13 protein-coding genes are annotated in these 16,944 nt (G+C 63.3%); 9 read left to right on the forward strand and 4 right to left on the reverse strand.

Annotated elements, in window-relative coordinates; all coding sequences use genetic code 11:
• From LH20_RS11205 to LH20_RS11240, 8 genes are all read left to right on the forward strand, one after another.
• A complete protein-coding gene (locus LH20_RS11205; RefSeq protein WP_053554271.1) occupies positions 1–786 on the forward strand; it encodes a type III pantothenate kinase in 786 nt (261 codons plus the stop codon).
• Complete coding sequence (locus LH20_RS11210) at positions 783–2,417, forward strand: ribonuclease J (protein ID WP_053554272.1); 1,635 nt, start codon at positions 783–785, stop codon at positions 2,415–2,417. The genes LH20_RS11205 and LH20_RS11210 overlap by 4 nt, the downstream gene beginning before the upstream one ends.
• Positions 2,418–2,438: 21 nt before the next feature.
• The gene (locus LH20_RS11215; protein ID WP_053554273.1) at positions 2,439–2,699 is read left to right on the forward strand and encodes a DUF1467 family protein; all 261 of its coding nucleotides are present in this window, start codon (positions 2,439–2,441) and stop codon (positions 2,697–2,699) included.
• Positions 2,700–3,052: 353 nt separating this feature from the next.
• Positions 3,053–4,303 (forward strand): lipoprotein-releasing ABC transporter permease subunit, encoded by a 1,251-nt coding sequence (locus LH20_RS11220; protein ID WP_053554274.1) that lies wholly within the window; start codon positions 3,053–3,055, stop codon positions 4,301–4,303.
• The gene (locus LH20_RS11225) at positions 4,296–4,973 is read left to right on the forward strand and encodes an ABC transporter ATP-binding protein (protein ID WP_053554275.1); all 678 of its coding nucleotides are present in this window, start codon (positions 4,296–4,298) and stop codon (positions 4,971–4,973) included. The genes LH20_RS11220 and LH20_RS11225 overlap by 8 nt, the downstream gene beginning before the upstream one ends.
• Positions 4,974–5,000: 27 nt before the next feature.
• Entirely contained in the window at positions 5,001–5,477 is a 477-nt protein-coding gene (locus tag LH20_RS11230) for a glutathione peroxidase (protein WP_053554276.1), read from the forward strand.
• Positions 5,478–5,597: 120 nt separating this feature from the next.
• Entirely contained in the window at positions 5,598–9,089 is a 3,492-nt protein-coding gene (gene dnaE / locus LH20_RS11235; RefSeq protein ID WP_053554277.1) for a DNA polymerase III subunit alpha, read from the forward strand.
• Positions 9,090–9,200: 111 nt separating this feature from the next.
• Entirely contained in the window at positions 9,201–10,805 is a 1,605-nt protein-coding gene (locus LH20_RS11240; protein ID WP_053554278.1) for a long-chain fatty acid--CoA ligase, read from the forward strand.
• 120 nt (positions 10,806–10,925) lie between these two features.
• Here the strand turns inward: LH20_RS11240 and LH20_RS11245 are convergent, their stop codons facing one another.
• From LH20_RS11245 to LH20_RS11260, 4 genes are all read right to left on the reverse strand, one after another.
• The gene (locus LH20_RS11245; protein WP_053554279.1) at positions 10,926–12,011 is read right to left on the reverse strand and encodes a PA0069 family radical SAM protein; all 1,086 of its coding nucleotides are present in this window, start codon (positions 12,009–12,011) and stop codon (positions 10,926–10,928) included.
• A gap of 72 nt (positions 12,012–12,083) precedes the next feature.
• Complete coding sequence (gene moaB / locus LH20_RS11250) at positions 12,084–12,608, reverse strand: molybdenum cofactor biosynthesis protein B (RefSeq protein ID WP_053554280.1); 525 nt, start codon at positions 12,606–12,608, stop codon at positions 12,084–12,086.
• Positions 12,598–14,367: a lytic transglycosylase domain-containing protein gene (locus LH20_RS11255; RefSeq protein ID WP_053554281.1), complete on the reverse strand. Its 1,770-nt coding sequence runs from the start codon at positions 14,365–14,367 to the stop codon at positions 12,598–12,600. The genes moaB and LH20_RS11255 overlap by 11 nt, the downstream gene beginning before the upstream one ends.
• A 3-nt stretch (positions 14,368–14,370) precedes the next feature.
• On the reverse strand, positions 14,371–15,159 hold the full coding sequence (locus LH20_RS11260; RefSeq protein ID WP_053554282.1) for a uracil-DNA glycosylase family protein: 789 nt from the start codon (positions 15,157–15,159) through the stop codon (positions 14,371–14,373).
• 119 nt (positions 15,160–15,278) lie between these two features.
• Here LH20_RS11260 and LH20_RS11265 point away from each other — a divergent pair, with 119 nt between their 5' ends.
• Entirely contained in the window at positions 15,279–16,934 is a 1,656-nt protein-coding gene (locus LH20_RS11265) for an electron transfer flavoprotein-ubiquinone oxidoreductase (protein WP_053554283.1), read from the forward strand.
• Positions 16,935–16,944 lie beyond the last annotated feature (10 nt).

Here is a 16,944-nt window from a genome sequence, read left to right on the forward strand (position 1 = left end):
GTGCTGCTCGCGATTGATGTCGGCAACACCAACGCCAAATTCGCGCTTTATCGCGGCACCGAGCTGCTCGCGCGCTGGCGGATCGCGACCGACGACCGCCGCACGGCGGACGAATATATGGTCTGGCTCGACCAGCTTCTGCGCATCGAAGGCCACGACCGCGGCGATGTCGACGCGGTGATCATTTCGACCGTCGTGCCGCGTGCGCTCCACAATCTGCGCCTGCTGGCCGACAAATATTTCGGGGTCGAGGCGCTCATTGCGGGCCGCGAGCCGGTGAGCTGGCGGATTGCGCTCAAGGTCGACGAACCGCAGTCGGTTGGCGCTGACCGCGCGTGCAATGCGATTTCGGCGCAGGCGATTGCCCCCGGCGTGGACAAGCTTGTCATAAGTTTCGGGACCGCGACCACCTTCGACCATATCGGGCCTGAAGGCGGCTATCTTGGCGGGATCATCGCCCCGGGCGTCAATCTTTCGCTTGAGGCACTGGTCGCTGCGGCCGCAAAGCTGCCGCGGATCGCGATCGAAGCACCGGCGAGCGCAAGCGTCATTGGCCGCACGACCGAAAGCCAGATGCTGATCGGCGTCTATTGGGGCTATGTCGCAATGATCGAAGGGCTCATTGCGCGGATGAAGGCCGAGGTCGCGCGGCCGATGACCGTCATCGCAACGGGCGGCCTTGCCACGCTCTTTGAGGAACATGCCCATTTGTTCGACCGAATCGAACCCGATTTGACGCTGAACGGCCTGATGCACCTTTATCAGCAGCGGAGTGCTGGCGCATGACGACACCCGGCAAGGAACTGCTCTTTCTCGCACTCGGCGGGTCGGGCGAGATCGGCATGAACGCAAATCTTTATGGCTGCGACGGCAAATGGATCATGCTCGACCTCGGCGTGACCTTCGGCAGCCAGGACTATCCGGGTATCGACATCGTCATGCCGGACCTTGAATTCATCGAGGATCGCAAGGAGGATCTGATCGGCATCGTGCTCACCCACGGGCATGAGGATCATATCGGTGCCATTCCCTATCTCGCGGCCGACCTTGGCGTCCCGCTTTATGCCAACCGCTTCACCGCGGGGCTTATTGCGCACAAGCTAGCCGAAGAGGGGCTGGAGAAAGACGTCGAGATCAAGGTCGTCGATATCGACGACAATTTCCAGCTCGGTCCCTTCGGCATTCGGCTCGTCCCGCTGGCCCATTCGATCCTCGAAATGAGCGCGGTGGTGATCGACACGCCCTATGGCCGCATTTTCCATACCGGCGACTGGAAGCTCGACGAAGAGCCGATCCTCGGCGTTCCCGCGACCGCCGAAGCGCTGACGGCGATTGGCGATGAAGGAATTGATTGTCTCGTCTGCGACTCGACGAACGCCTTCAATGTCGAAGCCTCGGGCAGCGAGGGCGCCTTGCGCAAAGGGCTGGAGGCAGCCGTCGGCGCCGCAAAGGGCAGGGTGGTCGTCACGACATTCGCCTCGAATGCGGCGCGGCTCGCGACGCTCGGCGCAGTTGCAAGAGCCACGGGACGCAGCCTGTGCGTTGCGGGGCGCTCGCTTGACCGCATCCTTGGCGTTGCGCGGTCGGTTGGCTATCTTAAGGACTTTCCCGCGACGGTCGATTTCGATGAGGCCATGCGCCTTCCGCGCGACAAGCTGATGGTGATCGCCACCGGCGGGCAGGGCGAACCGCGCGCAGCGCTCGCGCGCATTGCAAACGACATGCACCAGATCAAGCTCGAGGCGGGCGACACCGTCGTTTTCTCCTCGAAGCAGATCCCGGGCAACGAGGTCGCAATCGGACGGATCATGAACCAGCTCGCTGCGCGCGACGTGCTCACCGTTACCGAGAAGCAGGCGCATATTCACGTCAGCGGTCACCCCGGTAAGCCCGAACTCGCAGCGCTTTATGGCTGGCTGCGGCCAAAGCTCATCGTTCCCGTTCACGGCGAAATCCGGCACATGCATGAGCAGGCCCGCTTCGCTCTCGAAAGCGGTGTGCCTGGCGCGCTGGTACAGGAAAATGGTGATCTTGTCCGCCTCGCCCCAGGTCCAGCCGCGATCGTCGAACGCGTCCGCTCGGGCCGCCTCATCCTCGATGGCGACGTGATCCTCCCCGCCGATGGCGATACGATCAATGAACGGCGCAAGCTCGCGCTCCATGGCCATATTTCGGTGGCGACGATCTTCTCAGGCAACCGCTTCGTTGAAAGCGCGATCAGCTATCGCGGCGTACCCGTCGAGGATGATCGCGAGGCTTTCATCGATGAAATGCGCGATGCTGCGGAACAGGCCGCCACGGGACCTGCCCGCGACCGCGAAAAGCTGCGCGAGGCGATCCGGCTCGGCGTGCGGCGGATCGCGACCGACTGGACGGGCAAGAAGCCCGTCGTCGACGTCATGCTTGTCGATATCTGACCAGCAAAGGTAGCGATTGCGATGAAATGGACCTCGGCGCTTGCCATCTATCTGCTCTTCTGGGCGTTCAGCGCCTTTTTCGTGCTACCCTTTCACGGCCGCAAGGCTGAGGATGATGCGGAGCCCTTGGTGAAAGGGCAGGAACCAGGGGCGCCGGCCACAGTCCGCCCGCTCCGCATTCTCGCGCAGATGACCATCGTCGCGACGATCAGCTTCGTCATCTATTACATCGCTTATGTACGCGGCTGGGTCGATCCTGACGTGCTCAGCGGGCGGGCCTGAACATCGCTTGCGGGAGAGTCACAACGCCCGGGCCTCGCAAGAGACCCGGGCGCCTGTGACGAACACTCGCCATCCCCCTTTGCGCAGACCAGGCGAATGGACTGCACTCCCTGGCACCGGGCCTTTCGCCGCTTGAACCAGATGGTGATGGGCTACGTTGATCGCCGGGCTTTGTCACCCTCGGCAAGCGCTCGTCTGCCGCTTTTGCCTCGCCCTGTGGCCGATGGGCAACAGGTTGTCGCGAACCGTTCGCAAAAGCGCGACTTCGGCGGCCATTGCCAGCGGCGCAGCGCGCCCTTAAAGCGGCTGACATGTGTATCGCTACACATGCGTTCTGAAGGACCTTCCAACCGATGATTCTGCGTCCTTACGAGCGCACCATCTTCAAACGTTACATGCTGCCGCAGCGCGGCGAGGGGTTCATCTTCGTCGCCGCCGCTTTCAGCTTCATCGCGGTTACGCTCGGCGTCGCCGCGCTGGTCATTGTGATGAGCGTGATGAACGGGGTGCGCGCAGATCTGTTCGACAAGATCGTCGGGCTCAATGGCCATGCGGTCGTGCAGGGCTTCGGCGGCCGACTTGATGACTGGCAGGATGTCCTGAAACAGGCGCGCGCCACGCCGGGGGTGGTGTCGGCGACGCCGCTGATCGAACAACCCTTGCTTGCCACGTCGAGCGGTCGCGTCGAGGGCATTTTGGCGCGCGGGATGCTGGTCTCGGACATTCGCCGCAACGAGACGCTCAACGCCAAGGTTTTGCAGGGCGGCCTCGATACGCTGACCCCTGGATCGGGCAATGTTGCGATCGGCAGCGAACTTGCGCGCAATCTGGGGGCGCAGGTCGGCTCCACGTTGACGATCATCAATCCTGCGGGCCGCTCGACCCCCTTCGGCACCGTGCCCCGCGAAATCGGCTACCGCGTGTCGGCGGTGTTCGAGATCGGCGTCTATGATTTCGACAAGGCCTATGTCGTCATGCCGATGGAGGACGCGCAGCTTCTTCTGCTCACCGGTGACCAGATCGGGATGATCGAGATCAAGACCACCGACCCCGACAAGGTCGGCGCCATTCTGCAGCCGCTCGCCGAGAAACTGGCCTCGCAAGCCGTGATCTCCGACTGGCGTTCGATGAATTCGAGCCTGTTCGAGGCGCTCTCGATCGAGCGCGTTGCCATGTTCGTGATCCTGTCGCTGATCGTGCTCGTTGCAGCATTCAATATCGTGTCCTCGCTGATCATGCTGGTGCGCGCGAAAACCCGCGACATGGCGATCTTGCGCACAATGGGCGCCCCGCGCGATGCAGTGCTGCGCATCTTCATGGCGATCGGCCTTTCGATCGGCATTGCGGGCACCCTCTTTGGCATGGCGATCGGTTTCAGCCTCCTTTATTTCCGGCAGGGTGTGCTGCGTAGCGCCGAATTCATCACCGGCCAGCCGCTTTGGGATCCCTCGATCCGCTTCCTGTCCGAACTGCCGTCGAAGCCTGATCCCTTCGAGATCGTCGGCATCGCGGTGATGGCAATCGTTTTCAGCTTTCTCGCGACCCTCTATCCCGCGTTAAAGGCCGCCAACACCGACCCTGTGCAGGTCCTGCGCTATGAGTGACGTCGTGCTCGACCTTGTCGGCCTCAAGCGCAGTTTCACCCAGGGCGAGGTGACGATCGACGTGCTGCGCGGCGTGTACGCGCATCTGAAGCGCGGCGAGATCGTCGCGCTGCTGGGCCCGTCGGGCTCGGGCAAGTCGACGATGCTGCAGGCGGTGGGCCTTCTCGAAGGCGGCTTTGGCGGCACAATCCGCATCGATGGCGAGGATGTCACCCGGCTGAGCCAGGGCGAGCGCACCCGCACGCGGCGCGAAAAGATCGGCTTTGTCTATCAATTCCACCACCTGCTTCCCGATTTCAACGCGATCGAGAATGTCGTGCTGCCGCAGCTCATCCGCGGTGCGCCGCAGCGCGAGGCGGAAGAACGCGCTGCCGATTTGCTCGGACGATTGGGCCTTGCCGAGCGATTGCACCACAAGCCGAGCAAGTTGTCGGGGGGGGAGCAGCAGCGCGTTGCCGTGGCGCGCGCGCTTGCGAACCGTCCGCTGCTGGTACTCGCCGACGAACCCACGGGCAATCTCGATGAGGCCACCGCCGACCGCGTGTTCGACCAGTTCGTAAAGCTGGTCCGCGACCATGGCTCGGCCGCCCTCGTTGCGACCCATAACGAGAGACTTGCAACGAAGATGGACCGCGTGCTGCGCTTGCATGAGGGGCATATCGAGGCCTAGGCTGGCAAGGACAGAAGGGGAGGAACCATGGCGCTTTACGATCTTTCCGCGCCGCTACCGGGTGGCGGCACGCAGTCGATGGCCGATTATCGCGGAAAGGTGCTGCTCATCGTCAACACCGCGTCGAAATGCGGCTTCACGCCCCAATATGCCGAACTTGAAGCCCTCTACCGCGATTACAAGGACCGCGGATTCGAGGTGCTGGCCTTTCCGTGCAATCAATTCGGCGGGCAGGAGCCGGGCGACGCCGACGAGATCGCGAACTTTTGCTCGCTCACCTATGATGTGACTTTTCCGGTGATGGCGAAGATCAGCGTCAACGGCAGCGATGCCGACCCGATCTTCAAGCATCTAAAGCGCGAGAAAACCGGGCTGATTGGCAGTGGGATCAAGTGGAATTTCACCAAGTTCCTGGTCGATCGCAGCGGCAAGGTCGTCTCGCGCCATGCGCCAACAACAAAGCCTGAGCAGCTTCGCGCCGAGATCGAGGCACTGCTGGGATAGAGGGGCAAGCGGGGGATAGCGCAAGGTCGAGCGGCAATCTCCCCATGCTGTGTCCTCAAGACGCGCTGAGCGGGTAGATGGGCCTTTTCCGAATCGTCCCGTCCGCCTAGCGTCACCCGCATGGCCTACAGCCCCTTCGTTCCGTTGCGCGTCTTTTCCAGCTTCACGATGCTGGAGGGTGCGATCGAGCCCAAGACGATCGCCAAGGCCGCGCGCGACCGGGGCTTTCCCGCGATTGCTGTTGCCGATCGCAACGGGCTTTACGGCGTCATGGCTTTCGGCGATGCGTGCAAAGCCGCGGGCGTACAGCCGATCATCGGCGCGCTTTTGAGCATCGCGCGGCCTGGCCAGCGCATGGCGAATGGGGCGCCGCTGATCGACTGGGCGGCGCTCTATGCACAGGACGCCAAGGGCTACGACAATCTTTGCGCACTTGTTTCGGCCGCGCACCTTGATCGACCCGTCGAGCAGGATCCGCATGTTGCGCTTTCAGCGCTTGCCGGGCGCACCGATGGACTCATCTGCCTGACCGGCGGGGGTGAGGGGGCGCTGGCGCGCCTCCTGGCGGATGATCAGAAGACACCGGCCGAGGATTATGTCGAGCAGCTCGAGGCGCTTTTCGGCGACCGGCTCTATATCGAGCTGTCGCGGCGCGGCGATCCGGTCGAGACGGCCGCGGAGGCGGCGCTGATCGAGATGGCCTATCGACGCGCATTGCCTTTGGTCGCAACCAATCCAGCCAATTTTGTCGAGCCGCAATTTCATCCCGCGCACGATGCCATGCTCTGCATTGCCCAATCGGCCTATGTCGAAAGCGAGGATCGGCGCGTATCGAGCCCCGAGGCCTGGCTGAAGCCCGCCGAGGCGATGGAAGATGCGTTTTCGGATCTGCCTGAGGCGATACGCAACACGCTCGTCGTCGCGCAGCGCTGCGCCTTCATGGCGCCAAAGCGCGCCCCGATCCTCCCCAGCCTGGCCGGCGACCGCGAGGGCGAGGCGGCGCAGCTCAAGGCCGATGCCCACGCGGGCCTTGCCGCGCGCCTGGCGCTCTATCCCGATCTCAGCGATGCGGAGAGGCAGGCCTATGTCGACAGGCTTGAATATGAGATCGGCGTTATCACGCAGATGGGGTTTCCCGGCTATTTTCTGATCGTTGCAGACTTCATCAAATGGGCCAAGGCCCATGATATTCCGGTCGGGCCGGGGCGCGGTTCGGGCGCGGGGTCGGTGGTCGCCTGGGCGCTGACCATCACCGATCTTGATCCGCTCAAGCTCGGCCTCCTTTTCGAGCGCTTTTTGAACCCTGAACGCGTGTCGATGCCCGACTTCGATATCGACTTTTGCGAGACGCGGCGCGGCGAGGTGATCCGCTATGTGCAGGAAAAATACGGCCGCGACACGGTCGCGCAGATCATCACGTTCGGGAAGCTGAAAGCGCGCGCTGTTCTCAAGGACACCGGCCGCGTGCTCCAGATGAGCTATGGCCAGGTCGACCGGCTGGCAAAGCTCGTACCGAACCACCCGACCGATCCCTGGACGCTCGAGCGCGCGCTGAACGGCGTGTCCGAGCTCATGACCGAATATAAGCAGGACGACGGGGTTCGGCGCCTGTTCGATATGGCGCGGCAACTCGAGGGTTTGCCGCGACACAGCTCGACCCACGCGGCGGGGGTGGTCATCGGCGACCGGCCGCTCGACCAGCTCGTGCCGCTCTACCGCGACCCGCGCTCGGATATGCCGGTGACGCAGTTCGACATGAAATATGTCGAGAGCGCAGGGCTGGTAAAGTTCGACTTTCTGGGGCTCAAGACGCTTTCGGTTCTGAAAGAGGCCGGGCGCCTCCTAGCGCTGCGAGGGATTGACGTTGACCTGGGGCAGCTCGGCTGGGACGACCCTGCGGTCTATGAACTGCTCCAGCGCGGCGATACCGTCGGGGTGTTCCAGCTGGAATCCGAAGGCATGCGGCGCACGCTGTCAGCGGTGAAGCCGACAAATTTCGGAGATATTATCGCGCTCGTGGCCCTCTATCGTCCAGGGCCGATGGACAATATCCCCCTCTTCGGCGCCCGCAAGAACGGGCGCGAGGCCATCGCCTACCCGCATCCACTGCTGAAAGACATCCTCGAGGAAACCTACGGCATCTTCGTCTATCAGGAACAGGTGATGCAGGCCGCGCAGATCCTCGCGGGCTACAGCCTCGGCGGCGCCGACCTCTTGCGCCGCGCGATGGGCAAGAAGATCCAGGCCGAGATGGACGCCCAGCGTGAAACCTTTGTGAAGGGTTGCGCTGAACATAATGGAATTGACGCAAAAAAGGCGAACGAGCTGTTCGATTTGATCGACAAGTTCGCAGGCTATGGCTTCAACAAGAGCCACGCGGCCGCCTATGCGCTTCTCGCCTACCAGACCGCCTGGCTCAAAGCCCATCACCCGCATGAGTTTTTTGCCGCCTCGATGTCGTTCGACAGCCACCAGACCGACAAATTGTCCATCTTCATCGACGATATGCGACGGCTCGACATCGCCGTTGCGCCTCCTTCGGTGAACGAGAGCGAGGCGGATTTCTCGGTCGGCCGGACCGACGAAGGGCTCGTGGTGCGCTACGCGCTCGGCGCGCTCAAGGGCGTGGGCGAGCGCGCGATGGAGGAACTGGTTGCCGAGCGGCGCGCGCGCGGCGATTTTGCGAGCCTCGACGATTTTGCAAGCCGTATCGATCCCAAATTGCTCAATCGCCGGCAGATCGAAGCGCTGGCAGGCGCGGGCGCGTTCGACGGTATCGAGCCCGACCGCCCGCGCGTCTTCGCGGGCGCAGAGGCGCTGCTCGCCTGCGCCAATGCGTCGGCGCACGAACGCTCGACGGGGCAAGGCGGACTGTTCGGCGGCGACATCGATCTCGCGCCCGTCCTCCAGCTTCCCGCTGCGGAACCCTGGACGCTTGCCGAGCGGATGAGCAGGGAAAAGGACGCTTTCGGCTTTTATTTCTCGGCGCACCCGGTCGAGCAATTTGATGCGATCGTAGCGGCGCGCGGCGCGCGAACCTATGGCGAGATCTGCGAGACGGTCGAAATGACGCCTGGCACGCGAATTCCGATGACGATGGCCGCGATGGTCGAAAGCGCGCGTCCGCGCGTTTCGCAGCGCGGTAATCGCTTCCTCAACCTTACCCTCTCGGACCGCAGCGGACAGTTCCAGTCAAGCTGCTTCGACGAGCAGGCGGGCAAGGTTCTGGAAACCCTGGCCGCGGACGGGGGCTGCGCTCTGCTTTCGGTCGAACTTGATCTGCTCGAAGGCGAGGAGACGCCCCGAGTGACGGTACGCGGGGCGCAATCGCTCGCAGACATGGCGGCAACCGCCGCGCTGCAGCTGACCTGCCGTATCGAGCAAGCGAGCGCCATCGACGACATGGTGCGGATATGCGAACGCCGCGATGACGCGCGGGGGCGCATTATCATCACGACCGAGGATCCGCTCACCGGCGATCCGGTACGGATCAATCTGGGCCGCAACTTTGTCCTCGGCCCCGACGTGGTGGCGCGGCTCGAGGTCGTGGCCGGGGTCGCCCAGCCGTCGCTCTCGCTTTACACCCCCCGGGATTTTCGGGCGCGCGGCTGAGCCTTGCAGCTCCCACGGCGCGCCCAGACGGCTTCCACGCCACGCGCTTGATGCTTGCACAGCGCGCAATCGCGATTATCCCATAAACCATAGCAATGAGAGGATGCCGATATGGGAATGCAAGGCCAGCCGCTTCTCGTCACCAGCCTGATCGATCATGCCGCGCGCGAGCACGCGAACCGTGAGATTGTTTCGCGCTGGGCCGACGGCCGCATCACGCGCTCGACCTGGGGCGAGGTGGGGGGCGATGCGCGCCGCTTCGCGTCGGCATTGACCAGGCTCGGCATGAAAAAGGGGGACCGCATTGCAACGCTTGCGATGAACCATGGCCATCACCTCGTCAGCTGGTACGGTACGGCAGGAATGGGCGGGGTGCTTCACACGGTGAACCCGCGCCTATTCGACGAGCAGCTCGTCTATATCATCAACCATGCCGAAGACCGGATGCTGTTCCTCGACGCCGCCTTCTTGCCGATCGTCGAGCGGTTGCGCCCGTCGCTTGCGAGCGTCGAGCATTTTGTCCTGTTCGACGCGCCCGCGCAGGAGGGTTATCTGTCCTACCGCGAACTGATCGCCGGGGGCGATGCCGCCTTCGCCTGGGTCGATCTTGATGAGCGCGATCCGGTGGGCCTTTGCTACACCAGCGGAACGACAGGCAATCCCAAGGGCGTGCTCTACGAGCATCGCTCGAACGTCATTCACGCCGTGACCGAGATTCAGCCCGACGCCTTCAATCTTTCCAACCGCAGCGCTGTCCTTCCGATCGTGCCGATGTTCCACGCCAATAGCTGGGGCATACCCTTTGCGGCGGCAACCGTAGGCGCAAAGATGATATTCTCGGCAACCAACGACGCTGAGTTGCTCTGCGAGCTCATGCATGCCGAGGGGGTTACCCACAGCGCTGGCGTACCCACGGTATGGCTCGCCATGTTCGCGCACATGGACGCGACCGGGATCGATTATGGCGCCCTTGAGCATGTCATTATCGGGGGATCAGCAGCGCCGCGCGCGATGATCGAGCGCTTCATGAAAGCGGGGGTCTATGTCGGGCACGCTTGGGGCATGACCGAAACGAGCCCGATCGGCACGATGGGGCGGCGGCCATGGAACTGGGACGGGCTCAGCTTTGACGAGCAGGTCGATGTCATCTGCCGCCAGGGCTGCCCGCCGTTCGGGGTCGAGCTGCGCATTGTCGACGATGAGGACCACGTCCTGCCGCGCGACGGTCAAACCAGCGGACGGCTTCAGATCCGCGGGCCGTGGATCATCCAGCGCTATTTCAAGGGCGAGAGTGACGCTGCCGATGCCGATGGCTGGTTCGACACCGGCGATGTCGCGGTCATTCATCCCGACGGGGTCATGCAGATCACCGACCGGGCAAAGGATGTGATCAAATCGGGAGGCGAATGGATCAGTTCGATCGAGCTGGAGAATGCCGCGGTCGGCGCGCCAGGTGTGCAGGAAGCGGCAGCGGTCGGCGTCTACCATCCCAAATGGGATGAGCGCCCTATTCTGCTCATCGTACCCAAGCCCGGCGCCGAAGTGAGCGCGTCCGCTATCATCGATTATATGAAAGACAAGGTCGCCAAATGGTGGCTGCCCGACGAGATCGTTTTCGTCGACGCCTTGCCCCACACCGCGACGGGCAAGATCCTGAAGCGCCAGCTTCGCGATGATTACAAGGATTACAAGCTGAAATCGCTTGCAGAGACCTGATTCCAGCCCGCCTCCTCGCACTCGGGGGATACCCGACGCCAACGCGAGACGCCTGGTTTGGGCAGGCCTGACGCGCGAAGGATCGCGCCCTTTTTCCCCGGGGATGCACCTCGCTTGAGGTCAGAATAATTCCATCTGCCCGCCACGTTCGGGCGGTCGGAAGAGGTCGGTGCGGATCGCGGGAAAGCTCCGGTCCATACCATTCGCGCGCGCTGCGCGCTTCACTCGTTGACGGATCAGTTGCGGCCAGATGCCGCGACCTTTCATACGGCTGAAGAAATTGGGATCGTTGTCGCGGCCGCCGCGAATGTCCTGAACCATATGCATCACCTTGTCGGCGCGATCGGGGTAATGCGCTGCCAGCCATGACCTGAAAAGGGGGGCGACCTCGAAGGGGAGGCGCATCAATATATAGGAAGCTCGGATTGCCCCCGCGCCGGCTGCGGCGGCCATGATCGCTTCGATTTCATGGTCGGTAATCGCGGGGATGATCGGCGAGATATTGACCTGCGTCGGGATGCCCGCGTCGATCAACGCGCGGATCGCCGCGAGGCGGCGCTGCGGATGCGGCGCGCGGGGCTCGAGGGTGCGGGCGAGTGCAGCGTCAAGCGTTGTCACCGAAATCGCGACCCCGACAAGCTCGTCTTTCGCCATCTGCGTCAGCAGATCGATGTCCCGCAGAAGCCGGTCGGACTTGGTGGTGATGAGCAGCGGATGTTTTGTTTCGGCAAGGACCTCGATCACCGACCGGGTAATGCCCCAATCGCGTTCGATCGGCTGATAGCCATCTGTGTTGGTTCCGATGGCAAGCGGTGCGACCTTGTAATTGGGCCTCGTCAGCTCCTGCCGCAGCAGCTTGGCGGCGTCAGGCTTGGCGAACAGCCTGCTTTCGAAGTCGAGCCCGGGAGAAAGATCGTGGAAGGCGTGGGTCGGACGCGCGAAGCAATAGATGCAGCCATGCTCGCAACCGCGATAAGGGTTGATCGAGCGGTCGAACCCGATGTCGGGAGAGGTGTTGCGCGCGATGATGGTCTTTGGATGCTCGATCGTTACGGTGGTGCGCAATCGGGGCGGTGCGCCGTCGATTTCGGCCGCTGCGTCGAGCCAGTCGCCGTCGGCCTCGCGGTCGAGCGAGCCTGTGCGAACGGGAGGTCGATTTTCGGGTGCGCCGCGGCCGGCGAGGGGAGGAAGGGGCTTGGCAGGCACCCTCCAAGACTATCGCAATAAATAGAACAAAGAAAGAACATTCTTGGCCCCGTCAAATGCCGGGGTCTGCGATCACTCCATCAGCCGGGGCATGAGCTCGACGAAATTGCAGGGCCGGTGCCGGCTATCGAGCTGCGTCGACAAGATTCCCTCCCAGGCATCTGTCACTGCGCCCGTCGAGCCGGGGAGCGCAAAGATATAGGTGCCGCGTGCGACAACGGCGCAGGCACGCGACTGGATCGTCGAGGTGCCAATCGCCTGATAGCTCAGCCAGCGGAAGAGCTCACCAAAGCCAGGAATCTCCTTCCCGTCGAGGCGGCGGAGCGCCTCAGGTGTCACGTCGCGTCCGGTGAGCCCGGTGCCGCCAGTCGTGATCACGGCGTCGACGTCGGGGTCGTCGATCCAGTTGTGAAGGCGCGAGACGATGAGGTCGGCCTCATCGCGGATGATCGCGCGCGCGGCGAGGATGTGGCCCGCCTCGGTGAGCAATTGCTCGAGCCTATCGCCGGATCGGTCGTCGGACGCGCTGCGGCTGTCTGAAATCGTCAGGACGGCGATGCGGACGGGCTTGAAGGGGAGGGCCGGATCAATCGGCATTGCCGAGGCCGCCTGCCCAGGTCAGGCGGATGCGATCCTTGCTGTCCGGAAATCGGGGCCATTTGCCCTGTGCGAGGGCGGCACGGCTGACCGAGGGCTTGCCCTGCTGCGCCTCGTACATCCAGTAGTTGCGCAGGACCGTGCCGACATAGCCCCGGGTTTCCCAATAGGGAATCGACTCCATGTACAGCAGCGGATCACCTTGATCTCGAATTTCGGTCTGCCAGCGGGCGACGGGGGCGGGGCCGGCGTTATAGGCGGCGATGACCTTGGGCAGGAGTCCGCCGGTCGAGGCGTCGCGGCTCAGATACTGAAGATATCGCTGGCCCAGATCCATGTTTACCGACGGGGTTTTGAGATCTTCAAGCGCTGCCTTGATCTTGTCGCCGTCCCAGCGGGCGACATCACCCGCGGTGCCGGGACGCACCTGCATCAGCCCATAAGCGCCCGCCGGGCTGACCGCAGTGCGGCGGAAGCGTGATTCCTGAAGCGTGTGCGCGAAGACCAGCGCCGGGTCCACTTTCCAGCCGCCATTGGGCTCCCACTTGGGCTGCGGATAGCGCATGGAGGCTGCGAGCTTGCGGCCTTGCGGCGTGTTGTGGGCAAGCCAGAGCTGGGTCTCGGGAAGGCTCAATGCCTCGGCCATGCTGATCAGCTGCTCATGCTGGCGGGGATCGCCGATTTGGGCCTGGCGACGGAGCGCTTCGCCCGCATAATTGTCCTCGCCAATCTCCACGAGCGCGATCGCGGCGCGGACATTGGGCTGTTTCTCAAGCGCGCGCCACGCGCTGCGATCGGCGCGCAGGTTCTCGCGCTGGCTCGCCGCTTCCTGCCCCAGCGTTTCGCTCGCAAGCAGGCCGTAGAAGGTTTCAGGGTTCGCAGCCGCAGCGCGCAGGCGCGACTGGACGAGTTCGGGCCGGGCCGAGGCGATGGCGGCGCGCGCGGACCAATAATAGCCTGCGGCTCGCAATTCGCTGTCGGGGGCTTCCCTGGCAACGCGGTCGAAAGCGGCGAGCGCGGTGGGATAATCGCGCATGCGCCACGAGGCGAGGCCCCGCACCCAGGCGCCCTGCGTCGCCCAGGCGCTCTTCCCGCCCGTGCAGTCGGTTGCAAGGCGCAGCGCGTTCGCGTCGTCATTCTCGATATAATAGGACCATGCGACCTTCTGGCGCCATTCGTCGCGGGCCTCCGGGCTGAGCTTATCGATCACGGCATTGAGCAGCGCCTCGGCGCCCGCGGGGTCGTCCTTCTTGATCCGCTCGGGTATGCTCGTTGCAAGGCCGGCTGCGAACGGGTCGCTGACCGTGTCCGCCCCGCGACGCCGCGGCGCGCTACCCGCCCAGGAAAGAGCCGTTTCGGGCGGAAGGGCTGGCAGGTCGCTCGCGCCCCGCCGCGTGGCAAGACGTCCCAATTGGGCTGCTTGCGGCAGCCAGGGCGAACGCGAGAGGATCGGCATGATGTCGGCGACTTCAGCGCGCGGGCTATTGGCCGCCAGCCAGAATTCGGCGCGAAGGAAATCGTCGAGCGGTCCGTCATTCGCGTCTGCGAGCATGGACTTCGCATCGGCCCAGCGCTGGCCGCGGATCGCTGCAAGGACCTGCGAATAAAATTGCCTTTGCTTGGCTGAAAGGATCCCCGGCACCGTCTGCGGCGCGCCGTAAAGGGCGGGATCGCCGGCGTCGGTCGCCATCGCAGGCGACGCGGTCGCTGCGGCGGCAAGAAGGAGCGGAGCGGTCAAGGCCGCAATCGAGGTCTTCATCTGTCAACGTCCCCGGTTGAACAGTTTGAGGCTATCCCAGGCGGCCGCCTTGTGGGCCGGACGGGCGAGCAGCATTGCAGGATGCGCGATCGCTGCCGCGGGTACCCTGCCGCCTGAATGGTTAATATCGAGTAACCTTCCACGCGCATCGGGAAGCGCAAGGCCTGCCGCCATCTGCACAATGTCACCGCCGATCAGCAGCAGTTTTCCAGGATCGGCCAGCGCCAGATGATGGGCGAGCAAGCGTTCAAGTTCAGCGCGGTCACGCGCGTCGCAGCGCCCTCCCGGCGGACGTGTGACAGCGAGACTGGCGAGGTAGCAGTCATCGCGCGCTGCCCCGATCGCCTTCAGCGCAGCGTCGAGAAGCTTTCCCGGCGCGCCGCTGAACAAGGCGCCTTCGCGCTGATCGTCAATCTCGGGCCAGGCGGTAAGCAGCATCAAGGGCGCGCGCTGCGCGCCCACAGGAAGCACTCGGCGATTGTCCCATTGGCTCCCCGGCACGTCCGGATGATCAGCCAGAAACGACTGAAAGCCGTTCCAGTCATCGGGGAAGGTCACGGGCCCCTCTGCTCGGGGGGCGGCGTCCGCCAGGGCAGCGCGCTGCAGCGCGGGAGGCAGGGGCGGGGGGGCGGTTTCGGCCGCGACAGGCGGACGCGCCCTGTGCGCCGGGTCATTTGCGGGCGGCGCAAGAAGCCAGCCCGCAGGCTTTTCTCCGACGAGTGCGTCTACCCCCGCAAGCGACCACCAGTCGCAGATGCTTTTCGCCAGCAAGGCCGATTTTTGCCCACCCATGAATTTGTTTCAAACAGGCAGTTGACGGACGCGTCAATTGGCGGGCATCGCAATTCGTGACAAGGTGAGCGCCGAACGCGATGAATGATCGGCGCGGGGACTGCAGAAAGGTATTATCGGTGAGCGAACGGGAATCGATGCCCTATGACGTCGTCATCGTCGGCGCAGGTCCGGCGGGGCTTTCAGCGGCGATCCGCCTCAAGCAATTGGCGAACGAGGCTGGCAGCGACCTCTCGGTCTGCATCCTTGAAAAGGGATCCGAGGTCGGCGCGCATATCCTGTCGGGAGCCGTCATCGACCCCAGGTCGCTCGACGAATTGATCCCGGACTGGCGGGAGATGGGCTGCCCGCTTGCCGAGGTGCCGGTCAACGACAATCAGCACTGGGTGCTGACGAAGAAGAAGAAATTCGCTCTGCCTGAATTCATCTCCCCGGGTTTCATGCACAACAAGGGGACTTACACCGGCAGTCTGGGCAATCTGTGCCGCTGGCTTGCCGAGCAGGCCGAGGGACTGGGAGTTGAAATCTTCCCCGGATTTCCCGCCGCCGAAATCCTCTACAACGAGGATGGGTCAGTGAAGGGTGTCGCGACAGGCGACATGGGCGTCGCGCGCGATGGCAGCCACAAGCCCGATTATGCGCCCGGCCTTGAACTCCACGCCAAATACACCTTCTTCGCCGAGGGCGTGCGCGGGCACCTAACAAAGATATTGAAGCCGCAGTTTGCGCTCGATGCCGACTGCGAACCGCAGGTCTATGGCCTCGGCGTCAAGGAATTGTGGGACATTGATCCTGCGAACCACGCGCCGGGCCGGGTGATTCACACGCAAGGCTGGCCGCTCGATTCCAACACCAATGGTGGCGGCTTCCTCTATCACCAGGCCAATGGCCAGGTCGCTTTGGGCTTTGTCACCTGGCTCAACTATCGCAACCCGCACACCTCGCCTTTCCAGGAAATGCAGAAGTGGAAGACGCATCCCGAGATCGCGAAGATATTGAAGGGCGGCAAGCGTGTTTCCTATGGAGCGCGCGCGATCAGCGACGGCGGTTATCAGTCGGTACCAAAGCTCGCATTCCCGGGCGGCGCGCTGATTGGGGATAGCGCTGGCTTTCTGAACGTGCCGCGCATCAAGGGAACGCATACATCGATGAAATCGGGCATGATGGCCGCCGAGGCAGCTTTCGCCGCGGTCACCGCCGGGCGCGGGGGCGACACGCTTGAGGCCTATCAGGCGGCCTATGACGAAAGCTGGGTCAAGAAAGAGCTCAGCATCGTCCGCAACGTCCTGCCGCTTGTTGAAAAATATGGTGATCTTGCAGGCACAATTTTGTCGGGCATCACCATGTGGCTCGAAAGCTTTGGCCTTCGCATGCCGTTCACGATGAAGCATCACCCCGACAATACGACGCTTTACCGGGCCGACATGATGCCCAAGCCCGACTATCCGAAGCCCGACGGCGTTTTGACGTTCGACCGATTGTCCTCTGTATTTCTTTCGAATACCAATCACGAGGAGGACCAGCCTGTCCACTTGCAGCTGAAAGATCCGTCGATTCCGGTCGAGTATAACCTGCCGCTCTACGATGAACCCGCGCAGCGATATTGTCCGGCTGGCGTTTACGAAATTGTCGGTGCCGAAGAGGGCGACCCGAAGTTCGTGATCAACGCGCAGAACTGCGTCCATTGCAAGACGTGCGACATCAAGGATCCAACCCAGAACATCAACTGGGTCACTCCTGAAGGCGGCGGAGGCCCCAATTACCCGAATATGTAAGCCTGCTCGT

The sequence above is a fragment of the Sphingopyxis sp. 113P3 genome, assembly GCF_001278035.1.
In the GTDB taxonomy this organism is placed as follows: Bacteria; Pseudomonadota; Alphaproteobacteria; order Sphingomonadales; family Sphingomonadaceae; genus Sphingopyxis.

Coding starts and splice junctions, on each gene's coding strand:
- LH20_RS11215 (WP_053554273.1), top strand. CDS start 2,439: ATGAAATGGACCTCGGCGCTTGCCATCTATCTGCTCTTCTGGGCGTTC.
- LH20_RS11220 (WP_053554274.1), top strand. CDS start 3,053: ATGATTCTGCGTCCTTACGAGCGCACCATCTTCAAACGTTACATGCTG.
- LH20_RS11230 (WP_053554276.1), top strand. CDS start 5,001: ATGGCGCTTTACGATCTTTCCGCGCCGCTACCGGGTGGCGGCACGCAG.
- LH20_RS11240 (WP_053554278.1), top strand. CDS start 9,201: ATGGGAATGCAAGGCCAGCCGCTTCTCGTCACCAGCCTGATCGATCAT.
- LH20_RS11255 (WP_053554281.1), bottom strand. CDS start 14,367: ATGAAGACCTCGATTGCGGCCTTGACCGCTCCGCTCCTTCTTGCCGCC.
- dnaE (WP_053554277.1), top strand. CDS start 5,598: ATGGCCTACAGCCCCTTCGTTCCGTTGCGCGTCTTTTCCAGCTTCACG.
- LH20_RS11210 (WP_053554272.1), top strand. CDS start 783: ATGACGACACCCGGCAAGGAACTGCTCTTTCTCGCACTCGGCGGGTCG.
- LH20_RS11225 (WP_053554275.1), top strand. CDS start 4,296: ATGAGTGACGTCGTGCTCGACCTTGTCGGCCTCAAGCGCAGTTTCACC.
- LH20_RS11260 (WP_053554282.1), bottom strand. CDS start 15,159: ATGGGTGGGCAAAAATCGGCCTTGCTGGCGAAAAGCATCTGCGACTGG.
- moaB (WP_053554280.1), bottom strand. CDS start 12,608: ATGCCGATTGATCCGGCCCTCCCCTTCAAGCCCGTCCGCATCGCCGTC.